9 protein-coding genes and 1 rRNA gene are annotated in these 19192 nt (G+C 66.3%); 1 reads left to right on the forward strand and 9 read right to left on the reverse strand.

What is annotated here, in order from left to right; genetic code table 11:
• From AC1AYN_RS09365 to AC1AYN_RS09400, 8 genes are all read right to left on the reverse strand, one after another.
• A 16S ribosomal RNA gene (locus AC1AYN_RS09365) occupies window positions 1-76 on the reverse strand; the annotation flags it as partial.
• 704 nt (window positions 77-780) lie between these two features.
• Window positions 781-1677: an aldo/keto reductase gene (locus AC1AYN_RS09370; RefSeq protein ID WP_476533023.1), complete on the reverse strand. Its 897-nt coding sequence runs from the start codon at window positions 1675-1677 to the stop codon at window positions 781-783.
• Between the two features lie 387 nt (window positions 1678-2064).
• Entirely contained in the window at window positions 2065-4815 is a 2751-nt protein-coding gene (locus tag AC1AYN_RS09375; protein WP_476533024.1) for a glycosyl hydrolase 53 family protein, read from the reverse strand.
• Between the two features lie 257 nt (window positions 4816-5072).
• Entirely contained in the window at window positions 5073-6128 is a 1056-nt protein-coding gene (locus AC1AYN_RS09380; protein WP_476503399.1) for a LacI family DNA-binding transcriptional regulator, read from the reverse strand.
• Window positions 6129-6183: 55 nt separating this feature from the next.
• Window positions 6184-8415 (reverse strand): beta-galactosidase, encoded by a 2232-nt coding sequence (locus tag AC1AYN_RS09385; RefSeq protein WP_476533025.1) that lies wholly within the window; start codon window positions 8413-8415, stop codon window positions 6184-6186.
• Between the two features lie 454 nt (window positions 8416-8869).
• Window positions 8870-9871, reverse strand: coding sequence for a carbohydrate ABC transporter permease (locus AC1AYN_RS09390; RefSeq protein ID WP_476533026.1), 1002 nt, complete (start codon window positions 9869-9871; stop codon window positions 8870-8872).
• A complete protein-coding gene (locus tag AC1AYN_RS09395) occupies window positions 9868-10806 on the reverse strand; it encodes a carbohydrate ABC transporter permease (protein WP_476533027.1) in 939 nt (312 codons plus the stop codon). The genes AC1AYN_RS09390 and AC1AYN_RS09395 overlap by 4 nt, the downstream gene beginning before the upstream one ends.
• A 266-nt stretch (window positions 10807-11072) precedes the next feature.
• Window positions 11073-12407 carry an ABC transporter substrate-binding protein gene (locus tag AC1AYN_RS09400; RefSeq protein ID WP_476503072.1) on the reverse strand — a complete coding sequence of 445 codons (1335 nt, stop codon included), beginning with the start codon at window positions 12405-12407 and terminating at the stop codon, window positions 11073-11075.
• 362 nt (window positions 12408-12769) lie between these two features.
• Between AC1AYN_RS09400 and AC1AYN_RS09405 the strand changes: the two genes are divergently transcribed.
• Window positions 12770-15064, forward strand: coding sequence for a sugar porter family MFS transporter (locus AC1AYN_RS09405; RefSeq protein WP_476533028.1), 2295 nt, complete (start codon window positions 12770-12772; stop codon window positions 15062-15064).
• A gap of 91 nt (window positions 15065-15155) precedes the next feature.
• Here the strand turns inward: AC1AYN_RS09405 and AC1AYN_RS09410 are convergent, their stop codons facing one another.
• Window positions 15156-18965, reverse strand: coding sequence for a thiol reductant ABC exporter subunit CydD/CydC (locus AC1AYN_RS09410; RefSeq protein ID WP_476533029.1), 3810 nt, complete (start codon window positions 18963-18965; stop codon window positions 15156-15158).
• Between the last annotated feature and the right edge of the window lie 227 nt (window positions 18966-19192).

Raw genomic sequence — 19192 nt, forward strand, 5'->3', positions numbered from 1 at the left:
CAGGATCCCGTTCGACTTGCATGTGTTAAGCACGCCGCCAGCGTTCATCCTGAGCCAGAATCGAACCCTCCACAAAAAAACATTGCAGAAAGACATCGACAGATGACTCTCACTAAAAACAATTGACGGAACCTCTAATAAGGAAAGAGGTTCGCACAAAAACCCCGACCCCCATCAAACCCCCTCGGGTACTCGAAAACGAGCGGGAATCGGACTGGCAATCATTGACTATAAAGAAGTAAGTAGTACAACACACTCTTGAGTTCTCAAACCACCACCACGCCGACAGGCAGACCAACCCAACCAGAAGGAAAGGGAACCAGCCCGCCGCGCCGAGCGGCAACAGACGAACAATCTACATGAACTCACGCCACAACGCAAACCGGCATGACAAAACCACGCCCGAAACGTTGCAACGACGGCGCTCCCACGGCGTGTCGAAAACAGGCCCGACAACCCGATAACCACATCATAACCCCACCCGACACACCACCACACCACCAAAAACCACCACCAGCCGGCGTGTCACAGGAATTCAACCAAACCAACCACCCCATTCACCAACACGACACCCCACAACCACAACCCGACAACCCCCTCAGCCGGCCAAAGGCCGGCAGCTCCCCCTCACAGGGAGAGCACACTCTCCCCCACCCGGCATTGCCGGGAGCCCCCTCAACAGAGAGGGCCGACACGCGCCCGCCGACAAGCTTGACGCGCTCGACTCAGACAGCTCGCTCCGCGGACAACCCCCTCAACAAAAAGGGCCAGAGAAGCGGGTCACTCCATGTCGAGCGGGACGGGGTGATTGGGGGCGGGGAAGGCTTGGGACAACGCCGCGTACTCGGCGTCCGAAAGCGGGGAATCGAGTACGGCGGCGTTGGCGAGCACGTGTTCGGGCACGCCGGAACGCGGGATGGCGATCATGTCCGGCTGGTGGAGCACGAACGCGAGCAGCACCTGCATCGGTGTGAATCCGTGCGCGGCCGCGACCTCGCGCACCGCCGCACTGCCGAGCAACCCGTCACGCAGGCGCCCGGCCTGCGCGAGCGGACAGTACGCCATCACGGGAATGCGCCGCCCGCGCAGCCATGGCAGCAGATCGACTTCGATGCCACGCGATCCCAGGTGGTAGAGCACCTGGTCGACGCAGCAATGCGATCCGCGGGACACATCCATCAGTTCGCGCATGTCGTTCAGGTCGAGGTTCGAGACGCCCCATCGGCGGATCAGACCGTCCTCGACCGCCTGTTCCATGCAGTCGACGGTTTCGCGCAACGGCACGCTGCCGCGCCAGTGCAGCAGGTACATGTCGAGGTAATCGGTGCCGAGGCGACGCAGCGACGCCTCCAGACTGCGGCGCAGGTGACGGCGTCCGGCGTTGTGCGGATACACCTTCGAGACGATGTACAGCGATCCGCGATCGTACCCGTCAATCGCCGCGCCGACGAGTCGTTCGGCACCGCCGTCCGCGTACATCTCCGCCGTGTCGATCAGGCGCACTCCCGCGTCCAGTCCAGCGCGCAACGCCGCCGCCTCGTCGTCGAACGGCCGTCGTCCCTCGCCCAGATACCAGGTTCCCATGCCGAGCCGTGGCATCACGCTCCCGTCCGGCAGCGTCACCTCATCGCGCACATCTCGCGCACTATCCGCATGCAAGCCGTCAACCATTGCCATGCCTCCTCACCGGCATCGGCGGAGACCGGGCGGCGGCGCGATCCGTCACGTCGCCGGCCCGGCACCGGCCATCCGAGATGAACGGTACTTTCCCCACGATTCTATCGCGCGGTTCCCGTGATTCCCGGCGCAACATGGCCACGTGAGGATGGGCGGAGCGGGACAGCGGAGGCGCGGGTCCCGCCCGACGCCCCGCTCCGGCGCAACGTCGACGGGATGATACGGCCCCGGCATGGGCGACGACGCGCGGCGGCCGTCCGGAAGAGGTCGCCGAATTCCGCCGTCGCCACCGACGTCGGCGCGACGCACGGCGTTCGTCCGAAATCCTCACCGGACGAACGCCGTCATGTCCCAGCGGCTGACGCAACCACCTCCGATCCGTCCATGTCAGCCGCGACGCCGGCGACGGACCACCAGCGCGACGTCGCCCGCGGTGAGCGCGACGGCCGCGAATCCGGCGATGGAGGCGACGGCGGCGCCTGTGGCGGTGAGGCCGCCGGCTTCGGCGTTCCGGCCGGTCGCGCCCGGCTTGGCGCCCGGACGCGTCGCGGCGGCGCCGGAGCCGGTGCCGTCGCCGGCGACAGTGCCGTCACCGGTTTCGCCGAAGCCGCTGGTCTCGCCGGAACCACCGGTGCCGGCGTCGGTCTTCGCGGTGACCTTCACCGTGTACGTTTCGGTGACGCTCGGATCGGAGGCGAGCGCGACGGTGACCTTCGCCGCATCGGAGGCGGCGGAGAAGTCGTAGGTGAGCGTGTACTGGTCGGCGGCGAGTTCGACGCTGCCGGAGCCGGCCTCGTAGTTGCCGGTGACGGTCAGGTCGTCGGCGGCGATCTTCCCGCCCACCTGGTAGGCGGTCTTCTTCGGCGTGACGGAGATGCTGACGAACCGCTTGGCCGTCAGTCCCGCGATGGCGTCGTCGACGAGCTTGGTCGCCTGCGTGACGTCGTCGGTAGTGGCGGCGCTGCCGGCGAGCAGCACGCGGGCGGCGGCGAGCGCGTCGTCGAGCTTGTCGAGCGAGTCGTCGGTGTAGCCGGCGCGGTCCACGTCCTCGCCCTTCTTCACGGCGGCTTCGAGCGCGGCCGTGTCGGGCTTGGCAGGCGTTTCGGCCGTGCGGGTGAGCGTGACCTCGTCGACGCTGCCCCAGTCGGCGGCGCCGAGGTCGCCGGTGATGGCGATGGTCACGGTGCCGTCCTCGCCGACGGTGACGGGCACGCTGGCGATGTGCCATTGCTTCCAGCCGTCGAGCTTGAGTTCGGCGGATTGCGTCTTGCCCGCGTCGCCGGTATCGCCGGTGCCGCCGGTCGTCGCGTCGAGGGTCACCTTGTTCGTGCCGGCGGTACCGCCGACGAGCGCGCCCTGGCTTTTCGCGGTGAGCGTGTATGCGCCGGGCTCGAGGCCGGTGACGGTCTGGGACGCCTGGAACGTGTACGCCTTGTCCGCCCAGAAGCCGAGCACCCACGATCCGTCGGAGGCGTTGCCCTTGTCGGATTTGATGCTCGCGCCGCTGCCGGTGACGGTCCAGCCGCTCTTCGCGCCGTCTTCGAAGCTTCCGTTGACGACGTGGTTGGTCGCGGGGGTGGCTTCGACGGTGATGACCGCCTTGACGGTGTGTCCGGACGCGGTCACGCCGTCGATCGTGTAGGTGCCGGCGCCGCGGATCCAGTCGAGCGCCGCGGAACGCCAGGTGACGGTTTCGGTCTCGTCGACGCCGTCCTTGTAGCGGGCGGTCACGTCGGCGGGCAGTTTCGCCTTGATCGCGTCGATGGAGTCCTTGTCGGAGGCGGTGATGGCGACGTCGTCGATGCCGGCGAACACATGGTCGGTGACCGCGCCGGTGTGCAGGTAGGAGAAGGTCTTCAGCGAGGGCAGGGCGGTGCCGTCGAAGGCGAACAGCGCCTGGTTGTCCACGCCGGAGCCGCCCCACTTCTTGCCGGCGTCGTTCGGATCGTATTCGCCGGCGGCCGCGGTGGCCCAGCCGCCGCCGTATTCGTTCCACAGGTCGACGAGGTCGGCGTTGTCGCGGCCGCCCTGGCCGACGGGCAGCCATGCGGGCTCCCAGTAGAACATGCCGAGGCCGTCGTTCTCGCCGTCGCCGTCGTTGTCGCCGACCGAGTTCACCGCTTCGGCCACGTAGCGTAGTTCGTCGGCCTGGCCTTGCGGGCTGATGTCGAATTTCACGTCGGCGGCGTTCACGTTCTTCGCCGTGATGGTGTTGGAGTCGTCGTCGCCGTCGTCGAGCGTGTAGGCCCATGAGGTTTCGGCGACCATCACGTCCTTGTGGTAGGCGGCAGCGACGTTCTTCAGCTGCTTGGCGAGGTTGTCGGCGGTGCCGTGCCAGAACGGGTAGTAGGAGCTGGCGAACACGTCGTAGTCGACCTTGTGGTCGGCGAGCTGCTTCGCGTAGCCGGCGTACGTGTTGCGTTCCGGATTGGTGAAGTGGATGGCGACCTTGGCCTGCGGGATCGTCTCGCGCACGGCCTTGGCTCCGGCGGAGAACACCTTGCACATGCCGTCCCAGCCGGAGACGCCGGCGATCTTCGCGGTGGTCTCGTTGCCGACCTGCACCATGCCGACGTCCATGCCGGCCTCCTTGAACCGGGTGAGCGTCTCCTTGGTGTAGTCGTGGACGGCCTGCGCAGTCTTGTCGGCGTCGCCTTCGAACGACTTCCATGCCTTGGGTGCTTGCTGCTTGCTGGGGTCGGCCCAGAAGTCGGAATAGTGGAAGTCGACGAGCACCTTGAGACCGGCCTTGGTGGCGCGTTCGGCCATGACGAGCGCGCGGTCGGCGTTCACGTTGCCGCCGCCGTAGCCTTGTCCGTCGGCGGTGAACGGGTCGTTCCACACGCGCAGGCGCACGTAGTTGACGCCGCTCTCCTTGAGCAGCGTGAAGAGGTCCTCGACCTGACCCTGCTCGTTCCTGAACGTGACGCCGCTCTCCTCCAGCGACAGCATGGAGGAGACGTCCGCTCCCCCGATGAAGTCCTTGGACAGTCCGTCGATGGCCTTGACGTTGATGTCCGCCTTGACCGGCGTCTCGGCGGCGGCCGCGGTGGACGCCGCGACCATGCCTGATGCGCACAGGGTCATCGCCGCGACGGCGGCCGCGACGACGCGGCCCCATAATGCTGATTGCTTCATGCTTCTCCTTACGATTCCCGAACGGGATGATTGCAGCGGCTCTGCTCTGGTACACAATCTGGTACACAATCTGGTACACAACGATTCCTTGCGTACCAATAGATACAGCAGTGTATCACAACGGTTACAGCGTAGCACCGGTTCCGGCTTTGGTCAACCGGTGTACCTCAACAGGGACGCGACGCGTCGGAGACGAACGATGCAACGGAGTCGACGCGTCGGACGCCACCGCGCACCACGCACCCGCCGTTCACCGCTCACCGCGTGGATTCGCGCGCGATGACCTCCGACTCGCAGGTGAGCAGCTCCGGTTTCGTGATGTCGCCGCGGATGCGCCCGAGAATCCTCTCGACCGCGACGGGCGCCGTCCATTCGAGACGCGACGACATGGTGGTGAGCGGAATCTGCAGGTACGGCGCCTCCTCGATATTGTCGAAGCCGATCACCTGCACCTGAGCGGGCACGTCGATGCCGCTGGTGCGCAGCGCGGTCATCGCGCCGATCGCCAGCTGGTCGTTCAATGCGACGACCCCGTCGAACGGGATTCCCGAGTCGATGAGGCGCTGCGTGACGCGCGCCCCCGCGCCGATCGTCCAATCCAAATCCGTGTTGCCGACGAGCCGCGCGTCCAATGCGACGCCGCGGCGACGGCTCTCCTCGATGATGCCGCGCAGACGCAGCTGCGCGTTGCCCTCGGTCGCTTTCAGCAGCGCCGTCTCGTCGTAGACGCCGCGCGCGCCGACGACGGCGAGACGCGTGGAACCATGGTCGTACAGATATCCGGCGGCCCGGGCGGCCGCGTTGACGTCGTCGGGGGTCACGTGGTCGGCGATGCCCCACGTGGTGCGCGCGCCGACCACGACGAGCGGGAAATCGACCTTGAGATCGTCGGGCGTGATGCTCTCCACCTCGCTCATCGACAGGATCATGCCGTCGGACACGGTGGAATTGAACTTCTCCAACAGGTCGCGCGCGCCTTTCGCCGACCCCTCCGCATACGTGGTGACGTATACGGAGTAGTCGTGCCGCCGCGCCGCGTCGATCACGCGGTTGGCGAGTTCGGCGAGGTACGGCGGAGTGAGCGACGGTACGGCGAGCGTGATGAATCCGGTGTGGTCGCGGTTCAGGTTGCGTGCGGCCACGTTGACGCGGTAGCCGAGATCCTTGATGACCGTTTCGACGCGTTCGCGCGTGGCCTCGCTCATGCGCCCGTTGCCGTTGATCACGTTCGAGGCGGTCTTGAGCGAGACGCCGGCCTCCTGCGCCACGTCGCGCAGGGTGACGCGCCTTTTCGCCGGTTTCGTCCCGCTCATCTCCGCACCTCGCTTCCGTTGGTTCGACGTCGCCATTGTACCCGCTTGCGTCCGGCTATTCCGGACGCACGGTCCTCGTGACGAGGATGGCGTTGCGCCGCAATGTGTATGCGCCGGTTCCGTTCGCGGCGTCCGTATCGCTCGCGCCGTCCGCGCCGTTCGCACGGTCCGCCGTTCCGGCTTCCGTGCGATGCGCGACGACCGGCTCGCCAGGAACGTCTTCCAGCGTGACGTCGCCGCGCGTGCGGTTGAGGTAGAAGTCGAAGCGGATGGCGCCGTCCGTGGACTCGCGGACGGTGTGGATGATGCGGGAATCCGTGATGCGAGCGGACGTCTCTCCCTCAGTCGGCCTGCGGCCGACAGCTCCCTCGTCAGAGGGAGCCGGAACCGGACCGCCGCACGATTCGGGTTCCGATACCCCCAGTGCGGGGATGAGGGCGGCAATGTCGTGGCGATCGAGATCGCAGCCGACGTAGACGCCCCGGCCCTCACCATAGGGATGGCTGGTGACGGCAGGCGTGCCGTCGAGCTCCCAGTCGGCGGCCACCTCGCCCGCGTACGTGGCGATGACGGTCGTGTCGGAGGCGACCGAGGTCACGTCGGTCTGCCACAGTCGCGTCGTGAGCCCGTTCGACAGGATGATCGCGTCGGGTTCGCCTTCCGCCTCCTCGCCGAGGATGTTGAACTCCTCGCCGCGCACACCGAGCACGTCGCGCAGGAGCCCGTTGCCGGCGCCAGGATAGCCGCCGAGACCGGCGTGGAAGTGTTCGTCGATGATGCCGGTCGCGTAGTCGACGACGACGGTGCCGCCCGCTTCGGCGAAATCGGCGATGCGTCGCGTGTCCGCGTCGGACAGGACGAGCACGCTCGGCAGGATGATGGTCCGGTAACCGCTCCAGTCGTAGGCGAGCGGGATGATGTCGGCGCGGCTTCCCGCATCGAGGAAGGCGCGGTACCAGTCGCGCACGTCATGCCAATGATCGAGCTTCATGCTCGGCAGGGTCTCGCTGCGCGTCGCCCATTCGCTTTCGGCGCTGAACAGGATCGCCGTGTCGGAACGCTTCAGCTCCGTGCCCTGCAGTCCGGCCTCGGAGAGCGTGGCGAGCGTCGCGCCGAGTTCGACGACGCCGCGGAAGACCTTGGAATCCTCGCCGGCGTGCGGCACCATCGCCGAGTGGAACGCCTCGGCACCGGAGGAGGACTGCCGCCATTGGAAGAAGTTGATGGCGTCGGCGCCCATCGCCACGTGGGCAAGCGAGTCGCGCACGAGCTCGCCGTGGCGCTTGCGCGTGTTGAGCGGCTTCCACTGGACGGCGGACGTGCCGTGCTCCATCACATACCAGGGTTTGCCGAGGGCGAGGGAGTCCATGAGCGCGTCCGAGCAGGCGAGTTCGTCGAGATGGGATTCGCCTTCATGGAAGTAGTGGTCGTTGGAGACGAAGTCGACCTCGTTCGCCCACTGCGCGTAATCCATGCAGCACTGATCGGTGGAGACCATGAAGTTCGTGGTGAACGGCTTGCCGGGGCAGATCGCCTCGATCGCGTCGCGTTCCGCCTTGTAGAAGTCGAGGAGCATGTCGTTGCCGAAACGCTCGTAGTCGAGCTGCTGCGGCGGATTGACCATGGCGTCGCCGCCCATGTGGCGCGGCAGCAACACCTCGTCGAACGAGTTGACGTGCTGCGACCAGAAGGCGGTGCCCCACGCCTCGTTCAATGCTTCGACGGTGCCGTACTTCGCCTCGCACCATGATCGGAACGCGTGGAGCGCGTTGTCGGAATAGTCGTAGCGGTTGTTCCAGCCGTACTCGTTGCCCATATGCCATGCGGTGACGTACGGGTTGTCCTGGTAATGTTCGGCGAGCATGCGGCACAGACGCAGCGCGTACTCCTGGAACACGGGGCTGGTGGGCTGCCAGGATTGGCGCGACCCGGCGTTGACGACATGTCCGTACCGGTCGACGGGCAGGACCTCCGGATGCCGCTCGTACAGCCACAACGGCGCGGTCGCCGTCGCGGAGGCGAGGTCGACGGCGATGCCGGCCTTGCCGAGCCGGTCGATGACGGAATCGAGCCAGTCGAAGGTGAACTCGCCCTCACGCGGTTCGATCCGATCCCAGCTGAAGATGGCGAGGGCCACCGTGTTGACGTGCGCCTCACGCATGAGCCGGATGTCGTCGGCGACGGTCTCGTCCGGCCACTGGTCGGGGTTGTAGTCGCCACCGAACGCGATGCCACGGGTCGACGGCGTGAGCAACGCCGGCCACCTGAACGCTCTACGAGTAGTCATAACACAATCCTTAGTATCAAGCTTCGGAATCGTTCGGAATCTCGGAATCGTCCTGCGGGCGATGCGGTATTCTGAACCCCCTCAGTCGGCTTCGCCGACAGCTCCCCCTGAAAGGGGGAGCAAACACACCCATTTCCCCGCTCCCCCCTTCCAGGGGGAGCTGTCCGCCGCAGGCGGACTGAGGGGGTACCGCCACCCGGCAGGGGGAACGGAATCGGCCGAAAGCCGATGCGGTGCTCTCGCCTCCCTCTGACGAGGGAGGTGTCATCGCGAAGCGATGACGGAGGGAGAGACCGCGGCCGGAAGGCCGCAGGAAGCGGGATCGGCCTTCGGCCGATGCTGTTTTCCCCGCGGCCCGGAGGCCGCTCTCCTGCTCTCCCTCAGTCCGCCTGCGGCGGACAGCTCCCTCGTCAGAGGGAGCCGAAAACGGGGCACCGGCCGGAGGCCGGTTCCGTCACTCCTTGACGGCGCCGGCGGCGAGGCCGGACTGCCAGTACTTCTGCAGGCACAGGAACGCGACCACCAGGGGGATGATCGTGATCAGCGAACCCGTGATCACCAGGTTCTGGATCGCCTGACCGCCCGCCGTGGAAGCCTGGTCCTTCCACTGGTTCAAGCCGATCGTCAACGGATACCAGTCCGCGTCCTTCAACATGATCAACGGCAGGAAGTAGTTGTTCCACGTCGCCACGATCGTGAACAAGGCGGTAGTCACGATACCCGGCGCCAGCAACGGCAGGCTGATCTGCCAGAACGTGCGGAACTCGCTCGCACCGTCCACGCGCGCCGCCTCAAGAAGCTCGGTCGGCACGGCCTGCTCCGAGAAGATCCACATCAGATACAAGCCGAACGGGGAGATCAGCGAAGGGATGATCATGGCCCACGGCGTGTTCGTCAATCCCAGCTTCGCGAACAGGAGGAACTGCGGGACCGCCAAGGCGATGCCCGGCACCGAAATACTGCCGATGATCACCGCGAACACGGCCTTCCTGCCCGGGAAACGGAACTTCGCCAACGCGTAGCCGCCCATGATCGCCAACAAGGTCGCGCCGCCCGCGCCCACCACCACATACAGCAGGGTGTTGACCAGCCAACGGCCGAAGATCCCATCCTGGTACGTGAACACCGTCACGATGTTGTCCCACAACGCGAACGACTTGCCGAACCCCAGGCCGAACGTACTCGTGAAGTCGGCCTGCGTCTTCGTCGCGTTGATCATCAGGTACACGAACGGGAACAGGCAGTACACCGCGAAGATCGCGCACAACACCGTCATCAACGTGCTGCGACGCGGATTGTTCACGTTCGCGAACCCGGACTTCTCCGCACGGCGCCGCTCGGCCGCCTCGTCTTTGGCGACCCGCTTCTGGCGCGCCTTCTCCGCCGCCCTCACGGCCTTCTCCTGCGCCTTGAGCTCGGCCGGAGTCAACGTCTCGATACCCGTCGTCGCACTCACTTCATCTGCTCCTTCATGCTGTTCAACTGCACCGCATACGCGATCGCCATCGTGATCACCGCCATCACGATCGCCAACGCGGCCGCGTAATTCGACTGGTTACCCGAGAACGACAGGTTGTACGCGTACATGTTCGGCGTGTAGTACGTCGTGATCGCGTTACCCGGCACCATGTTCTGCAAAATGCTCGGCTCGTTGAACAACTGGAACGAACCGATGATCGAGAAGATCACCGTGATCGCCAACGAACCCCTCAGCTCCGGCAGCTTGATCGACTTCACGATCTGCCACTCCGACGCGCCATCAATGCTCGCCGCCTCATACAGCGAATGCGGGATCGTGGACAGCGAGCTGTAGAAGATCAGCATGTTATAGCCCGTGAACTCCCACGTGTTGATGTTCCCGATCGACGCCAACAACACGTTCGGCGCGAACATGTCGATATTCACGCCCAACACGTCGTTCAGCGAACCCACCAGACCATACTTCGCGCCATACACGAAACCCCAGATCAACGTGGACACCACCGCCGGCACCGCATACGGCAGGAACGTCGAGATACGGAAGAACTTCGTCCCATGCAACTTCATGCTGTCGATCGCCAACGCCATCGCAGCCGCCAGGAACAACATGATCGGCACCTGCACCACCGTGAACAACGCCACACGACCCACAGACGACCAGAACTGCTGATCACCCAACAGACGCGCGTAGTTCTGCAACCCCACGAACTGCGTCCCACCGATCATCTGCTTCTTAAAGAACGAAATATAAACCGCATACACGATCGGGATGATGAACACGAACACGAACACCACCGCAAACGGACCCATGAACTTCCAACCACGCCAATCCGCCTTATGCCGGTTCACACGCGCCTGTTGCGTGTGACGAGCGGTCATGGCGACCGACGACTCCATCGTCTGCCCAGACATTTACTCACCTTGCGCTTTCCATAATGATCGAAATGATCGATCTACGACAATCAACAATCAACAATCAACAATCGCCAAACCGACGATGCAACGATCCGCAGCGGCCTTCGGTCGCCGTCGGACATGGCGAGGGCGGGGATACCGGACGCATCCCCGCCCTCGCCATCATGCAAGTGGTATGCGGCGACCAGGGAAGGAGGACCGGGAGCGGAAGGAGGAGACGCCCCCGGACGCAGTCGCCACGGGCCGGACCGGCCCCATGCCACTTACTTGACGGTGACGGTATAGCCCTGCTGCTCGCCGTAGTCGGCCAGCGTCTTGGCGTACGCCTGCATGGCCGCCTTAAGGGTCTTCTTGCCCTGATAGGCCGGAGCGATGTCGTCACCGTACTTGGACTGCGCGTACGGGTTGTACGGCAGGTACTGGAACTTGCTCACCTTGCGCTTGGCAGCCTCGACAAGCACCCTGTTGACCTCCTGGCCGCCGAAGTACTCGTTCTTCTGGGACTGGAAGTCCTCGTCGTCGAGGATGGCCGTCTTCGCCGGGAAGGTGCCGTGGTCGGCCATCACCTGGGCGCCGTTGCCATGGGTGAGATATTCGATGAACTTGTAGGCGGCGGCCTTGTTCTTGGACTGCTCGGTGACGGCGAGCGCGGAACCGCCGTCCTCGGAGGACGCCTGGTCGCCATCCTGCCACTGCGGCAGCTGCGCGACGCGCCAGTTGCCCTTGCCTGCGGCGGCGCTGGACTCGAGGTTCGTCGGCATCCACGCGCCGATGGTCAGGGATGCGGTGGTGCCGTCGCCGAGCGAACGGTACCAGTCGTCGGACCAGTTGGAGATCTTGGTGTTGATCAGGCCCTCGTCGATGAGCTTCTGCTGGAACGCGACGTAGCGCTGCATGCCCTTGTCGTTCATATTGATGGTGATGTTCTCGCCGTCGACCTTCCACGGGTTGGAGCCCGCCTGCCACGCCTGCGCGGTGAACGGCTGGTAGCCGTTGGAATCGCCTGCGTTGTTGGCGATGTAGTAGTCGTCGCCGAGGGCGCGGATCTTCTTGGCGGCCTCGTAGTAGTCGTCCCAGGTCTTGATGGATTCGCCGTCGACGCCGGCCTTGTCGAACACGGCCTTGTTGTAGAAGAACACCTCGGGGCTGGAATCGATGGGCAGGGCGTACGGCTTGCCCTCGCCCTGCAGCATCTTGGCCCACGGGCCAGCGGCGAAATCGGATTCGAGTTTCTCGGCACCGAACGGGCTCAGGTCCACGATGCTGCCGTCCACGGCGAACTGGGAGATGGTGGCGTCCTCCATCATCACCACGTCCGGCGCACCCTTGCCGGCGGCCACGGCGTTCTGCAGGGCCGTGGCGGTGTCGGCCGCGGTGCCGGTGCTGGAATACTTGACCGTGATGCCGGGGTTCTCCTTCTCGAAGGCGGCGATGGTCTCCTTGATGCCGTTGCCCCAGCCCCAGAACACGACTTCGCCCTTGGCGTTCGCGGTATCGGTGTCGACGGACGCGGTATCGTCACCGCCGCCGCATGCGGCGAGGCCGACGAGCGTGGCCACGGCCGCGGCGGCCGCGATGACCTTCTTGACGTTACGCATATCATTCTCCTTGTTCCCGCCGCGAAGACCTTCCTCCACAGCGCTCCTCACGAGTGACTTCCAGCGGTACACCCGTGTACCAACAGTTCATATGATACACCCGTGTACCACACCACGCCGCCGGCGTGTCGCAGCCGACGCCACTCTCCACCCCACGGGCCGCATCTGAATTCGGCATCCGCTTGTGGAATACCCGGTGACGAAAACGGCCCCTCCGGATAGCATCGGTATGTAATCCCCCATCGATGCATTTGAGAGGAAGGCGCATGGCGGGTCTGTTTCATGCTGTCTCGAAACAGCGGAACCCCTTGGGAACGGCGGTACGATTGCACGGGTCGGGACGGTACACTTTCGGACTGGCGTTGAGCGCGGGCCTGGCCGGCCTGCTGTACGGATACGACACCGTGTCGATCTCCGGTGCCATCGAGTTCCTGCGCACCCGCTACCGGCTCGACACCGTGATGGAAGGCCTCGTCATCTCCTCGATCATGCTCGGCGCGATCGTCGGCGCCGCATGGGCGGGCTTCCTCTCCGACCGGTTCGGCCGCCGCCGCGTCCTCATCGCCGGCGGATGGTTCTTCTGTGTCTCCGCCATATGGAGCGCGCTCACGTTCGGCCCCTACGACCTCATCGCCGCACGCATCGTCGGAGGCTTCGGCATCGGTCTGACCGCCGCGCTGGCCGTCACGTACATCACCGAATCCGCGCCGACGAACATCCGCGGCACGCTCACGTTCTCCTATCAGATGCTCGCCGTGTGCGGCATCTTCCTGACGAACGTCATCAACTACATCATCGCCTCCTACGGCACGCCCGCATGGGACCTCGCGATCGGCTGGCGCTGGATGCTCGGCCTGGGCGCGATCCCGGCCCTCGCGTTCCTGATCGCCATGTGGCGGTCGCCGGAGAGCCCCCGGTTCCTCATCCAGAACGGGCGCCCCGAGGAGGGTTTCCACGTGCTCGAGCACATCCTCGGCACCGAGGACGCCCGTGTGCGCACCGACGACATCCAGGCGTCCATCCAATTGGAGCAGGAGATGTCGAACGAGTTCACCGACCTGTTCCGCCCGGGTCTCAAGAAGGCGTTGTTCATCGGCATCTTCCTCGCCGTGTTCAACCAGGCCGTCGGCATCAACGCGATCTCCTACTACGGCCCCGTCATGTTCTCGCGCCTCGGGTTCGGCGGCGACACCGAATTCATGACCGCCGCATGCGTGGGCGGCTGCGAGCTCGTGTGCACCGTGATCGGCATGTACCTGATCGACACGGTCGGCCGCAAGCGCCTCATGACCGTGGGCGCCGGGCTCATGGCCGTGTTCGCCCTGTGCATCGCCGGCTCCTACCTCGTCGGCATGCCGCTGCTCACGCTCGTGTTCATCATGCTGTTCGCCGCGTCGTTCGCCTTCTCGATGGGCCCGATCCCATGGGTGGTCATCCCCGAGCTGTTCCCCACGTTCCTGCGCGGCCGCGCGACCGGTCTGTGCATCATGTGCCTGCTCACCGTGAACTGGGCGATCGCGCAGTTCACCCCGATGCTGGTGGACAGTCTCGGCGGCGGCATCACGTTCCTCATCTTCGGTCTGCTCGACATCATCTGCGTGGCCGGCATCGTCGCGCTCGTCCCGGAGACGATGGGACGCACGCTCGAGGAGATCGAGCACCTGTGGCAGCCGAAGACGCCGCTCGCCGTCGCGAAGTACGCGCTGAGCTCGGCGGACGCGAACATCCGTCACGCCGAGGCGACGATCGTGGGCGCCGAGAACGAGCGGCTGCAGGCGATGGGCATCCTGGAGGCGGCGGAACGTGCACGCGTCGCCGCCCAGAAGCAGATCTTCGAAATCCAGGCGAAGGAGCGCGCGAAGGCGGAACGCCTGTCCGCCGAACGCGCCGTCGAGGAGGCGCGCAAGGCCGCGCATACGCTCGTATCCGTGCCGTCTCCGGCATCCGGCGCGGTTTCGGGGGCGACGGCGGCGCACCATCCCACGGCCGACGACCTCACCGCACGCGTCACGCATGATTTCGGCACGGCCGAGAACCGCACCGACGGCACGCTGATGTCCACCACCGTGCCGCTGCCGTCGTCGGGCACGCGTCACGATGCGGTCGCCGCGACGGCGCGCGCGCACCGCATCGCCGCCGACCTCATGGCCGGCACCGCCACGGCCACCGAAGTGGGCGACGGCGAAGTACGGCGCATCACCGTCGAATCGAATCCGATGAGCGGCGCGGACATCGCCAAGGACGTCACCATCGACCTGCCGGAACGCCGGGCGGCCGGCTCCGATGCGGACGCGGCGAAGACCGCGGCCGCGATCGCGCCGGATAGTCCGGCGCGCGACCTCGACGCGGACGCGCAGGCCGCCGTGAACGCCATCGACATGCTCGACTGCGAAGGCAGGGGACGGAACGCCGAGACGTCCGGGACGAGGCGCACCGACATCGATCTGGATTCCCTCCCCGGCTCCGGCATGACGGACATGGACGCGACCCGGCATTTCGACCTTCAGCGGCTTCCCCCGGTCTCCGGCGCCCCCGATTCGCTGGCGACCGCGCATGAGCGTGCGGAGGCGATGGCCCGCCAGCGCGCCGAGGACGCGCGTGAGGCGAAGGCCATCGACGACGCCCTCGACACGTTGGATTCGTTCATCAAGGGATAATCCCCGATTCGGATATGCGAAAGCCCCCGTCGACGATTCGGCGGGGGCTTTCGCATGCCCGGAAACCATGCGGACGGTACGGGCGATACGGTCAGAACGTCACGACGTGGTCGGCGATACGCATCGCCGATTCGCGGTGCGAGACGAGCACGGCGGCCCGTCCCTCGGACGTGTCGCGGATGGACCGGAGAATGACCGCCTCGTTCAACGCGTCGAGACGGCTCGTCGGCTCGTCGTACAGCACGAGGTCGGCGTCGCGCAGGAACACGCGCGCCAATCCGATGCGCTGGCGTTCGCCCTCCGACAGACGGTCGCCGAGCTCGCCCACCGGGGTGTCGATCCCCTTGGGCAGCGAGTCGACGAGCTCCAGCGCGGAGGCCTTGCGCAGGGCGTCGCGTAGACGGTCGTCCGCCACGGCGTCACCGGCATCGCCACCATCGTATTCCGGCAGGGCGAGCAGCAGGTTGTCGCGGATCGTGCCGTCGAACAGGTGCGTCTCCTGTCCCATGAGCGCCTGCACGCGGCGGCGGTGATGCGCGTCCACGTCGGGCAGCGGCGTGCCGGACAGGGTCACGCCACCGGACTGCGGGTCCCAATAGCGCATGAGCAGTTTGATGGTCGTGGACTTGCCGCGGCCGGACGGGCCCTGCACGCCGAGGATGCCGGTGGCCGGCACGTCGAGGGAGAAGTCGGCGAGGACGGGGGCGGAGGCGGTGAGGGCGGCGGACACCCCCTCAGTCCGCGTTGCGGACAGCTCCCCCTCAAGGGGGCGCAAAGAAGAAGTAGTCTCCGGCTCAAGCAGAGGGCGCGAAGAAGCGGTACCGTCCGGTTCGGGCAGAGGGCGCGAAGAAGAGGCGGGGTAGGCGAAGGTGACGTGGTCGAGGCGCATGCCCTTGTAGGCGGGGGTGGCGGTGCCGGTCTCCGCGACGGCTGGGGCCTCGTCCATCAGGGCGAACAGGCGGCGGGCGGAGGCGAACGTCTGCGTGAGGTTCGCGGGCAGGGCGCTCAACGCCATCGTCGGGCCGAACGAGCTGGCGATCAGCGTGAACGCGACGACCAATGCCGGACCGTGTGCGGGAGCCGCGGCGGCGAGCGCGATGGCGAGCGCGGCGGCGGCCGTGGTGAGCACGAGCACGAGCACGCCCGCGATGCCGGCGAACCGGCCGTTGACGCGGCTCAATCGCACGTGTTCCGCCCATAGGCGTTTCGTGAGCCGCGTGATCATGGCGACGCGGTCCTCGCCGCGGCCGAAGCGGATGATCTCGCCCAGGCCGCGCATGTCGTCGAGCATGACGTCGTCGAGCGACGACGCCTGTTTGCGGATCGTGGGGCCGAGGTTCCTGACGCCGGTCGCGAAGAAGCGGGGCACGAGCACGCCGATGACGAGGTGCGCGACGATGAGCGCGAGCGCCATCCACGGGTCGAGCATGAGCAGCAGGAGCGCGTAGACGATGGTCGTGGTCGCGGCGATGACGACGGGGCTGATGGTGTGCGCGAAGAAGATCTCCAGCAGTTCGACGTCGGTGGTGACGAGGGCGATGAGGTCGCCCTTGCCGTGGCCGGCGAGCTTGGCGGGCGCGAGACGGCGCAGCGCGGCGAACGCCTTGGAGCGGAACAGGGCGAGCAGGCGGAAGGCGACGTTGTGGTTGAGATACTGTTCGACGTAGCGCATGAGGCCGCGCAGCAGCGCGCACACGATCATCGCGGCGACGGCCGGCGCGACGCCCATCGACCATACGGGGTGGCCGGCGAGCGCGAACGCGCCGATCATCGCGAACACGGGCAGCATCGTGGCGGCGAGGTGACCGACGGTGCCGGCGAGCGACGCGGCGGCCATGAGCCGTGCGAGCGGCCGCGCCTCCCCCAGCAGCCGTGTGATGGTCCGGAAGGTAGAAAGGGGTTGGTCCGGTGTGTCGGCAGGCTGGGCTGTGGCGGTTCTCTCCCCCAGTCCCGCGTTGCGGGACAGCCCCCTCGTCAGAGGGGGCCTGTTCCCATCTGCCTCCCCTAGGTCCTCCACTTCGGCTTGGGTGCGGAAGAGTTTCGCGTAGCGGCCGTCTTCGAGGGCCATGAGTTCGGCGTGCGTGCCGGTTTCGACGCTGTTGCCGTGGTCGAGGACGACGATGCGGTCCGCGTGTTCGGCGTTGGCCATGCGGTGCGTGATCATGATGACCGTCCTGCCGTCCTTGTGCGCGAGGTCACGGATCGCGTCGAGAATGAGCGTCTCGCTTTCCACGTCGACGCTGCTGGTCGCCTCGTCGAACACGTAGACCTGCGCGTCGTGCAGCAGGGCGCGCGCGATGGCGATGCGCTGGCGCTGCCCGCCGGACAGGTTGGCGGCGTCCTGTTCGATCGTCATGTCGAGTCCGTCGGCCTGTGCGCGCACGAAATCGTCGATGCGGGCGCGCTGCAGCGCGTCCCACATCATCATGTCGACGTCGGCGGCGTCATCATCGTCGTCATATCGTTTCGGCAACGCCATCGCGAGGTTCTCGCGCAACGTGCCGGCGAACAGGTGGCTGCGCGCGCCGATCACCGTGACGGCGCGCGACAGCGCCTCGCCGCCGAGCGTCGCGACCTCCACGCCGGCGAGACGCAGCGAGCCGGAGTATCCGGCGAGCGTGCCGGCGAGCAGCGAGGCCGCCGTCGACTTGCCGGAACCGGAGACGCCGACGATGGCGGTGAGCTCGCCGGGGCGCGCGTCGAAGGCGACGTCGGCGAGCGCCGGCGCGACGGGCGTGCCCGCGCCGGATGCTTCCGCCGCGTCGCCGGAACCGTCGCCGTACGTGTAGGCGACGTGGTCGAACGTGACGTCGAGGCCGGCGTCGTGCGTTTCGGGCAGATCGGCGTCGCCACGCGCGGGTTCGGGGGCGTCGAGGAGCGCGAAGATGCGTTTCGTGGAGGTCATGCCGTTCATCGCGACGTGGAAGAACGAACCGAGTTGGCGCAACGGGATGAAGAAGTCGGCGGACAGCAGGACGATGAGCAGCAGCGAGGCGAGCGTCATCGGCGCGCCGGTGGAGAAACGCCACAGGGCGACGCAGATGCCGGCCGCGGTGCCGCCGTAGGCGACCGCGTCCATCGCGGTGAGGGAACGCAGCTGAATCTGGAGGACGCGCATCGTCATCACGCGGAAGTTCTCGGCCTTCCCGTCGAGGTCGCGGGCGGCGCGCGCGTCGGCATCGAACGCCTTCAACGTCTCGAGGCCCTGCAGGTCGTCGAGGAACGCGGCGCCCATGTCCGTATAGCGGCCCCAGTATCTCTTGAACGTGCGGGCGGCGCTCATCGCGACCATGCCGACCACAACGATGATGAGCGGCGCGCACACGAGGAACGTGAGGGCGGCGGGCAGGTCCATCGGCGCGACCACGGCGAACAGGGTGAGCGGCGCGAGGACCGCGTAGAACAACTGCGGTAGGAACAGGTCGAAGAACGATTGGATCTGCTCGATGCCCTCGCCGGCGGACTGGACGACGTCGGCGGTCTTCACACGCTGCGCGTAGGAGGGGCCGAACGCGAGCATCTTGCGGTAGAGCTTGACGCGTAACGCGAGTTTGACGCGCTCGGAGGCCTCGGTGCCCAGACGCGCGGCGGCGGCGGTCGTCAGATAGCGCACGAGGGCGGCGGCGACGATGACGCCGGTGCAGAACACGATGTCGCCCGGCAGCGGCGTGACGGTGGCGCCGGAGATCGACAGCTCGTCCACGGGACAGGCGGTGCCGGAGGGCGTGGTGCTGCAGACGATCAGTCCCGGCGTGGCGGCATGGAGCAGGTGGGCGAACAGGCCGACGACGGCCGTCACGAACGCGATGTTGGCGAGCAGGCCCACCCACATGCAGACGACCTTGCCGGCGACCAGACGGCCTACGCCGGGCGCCAGCCGGAACAATCGTTTGTCGAACATGAATCCCCTTTCGTGAATCTCAAGCCACCGTAACGGAAAACGAAGCAGAATGGAAGGGTTTGCGGCAATCCACAAAAGACGACGGCGCGGTTGTGGCATGGCGCACAACACGCACGAGGCTACGCACGCGTAACTTAGGCGATGATCGGCCGGAACCACGCCCGCGACACCGCGACATGCGGATCGCGGGAAGGGGCCCGGCCACGGAAGAACGCAAGGAACGGTAA

The organism is Bifidobacterium sp. LH_413 (assembly GCF_056357015.1).

Bases quoted from the DNA above. Each gene is read 5' to 3' on its own strand.
- AC1AYN_RS09370 (WP_476533023.1), bottom strand. From the start codon at position 1,677: ATGGCAATGGTTGACGGCTTGCATGCGGATAGTGCGCGAGATGTGCGC.
- AC1AYN_RS09375 (WP_476533024.1), bottom strand. From the start codon at position 4,815: ATGAAGCAATCAGCATTATGGGGCCGCGTCGTCGCGGCCGCCGTCGCG.
- AC1AYN_RS09380 (WP_476503399.1), bottom strand. From the start codon at position 6,128: ATGAGCGGGACGAAACCGGCGAAAAGGCGCGTCACCCTGCGCGACGTG.
- AC1AYN_RS09385 (WP_476533025.1), bottom strand. From the start codon at position 8,415: ATGACTACTCGTAGAGCGTTCAGGTGGCCGGCGTTGCTCACGCCGTCG.
- AC1AYN_RS09395 (WP_476533027.1), bottom strand. From the start codon at position 10,806: ATGTCTGGGCAGACGATGGAGTCGTCGGTCGCCATGACCGCTCGTCAC.
- AC1AYN_RS09400 (WP_476503072.1), bottom strand. From the start codon at position 12,407: ATGCGTAACGTCAAGAAGGTCATCGCGGCCGCCGCGGCCGTGGCCACG.
- AC1AYN_RS09410 (WP_476533029.1), bottom strand. From the start codon at position 18,965: ATGTTCGACAAACGATTGTTCCGGCTGGCGCCCGGCGTAGGCCGTCTG.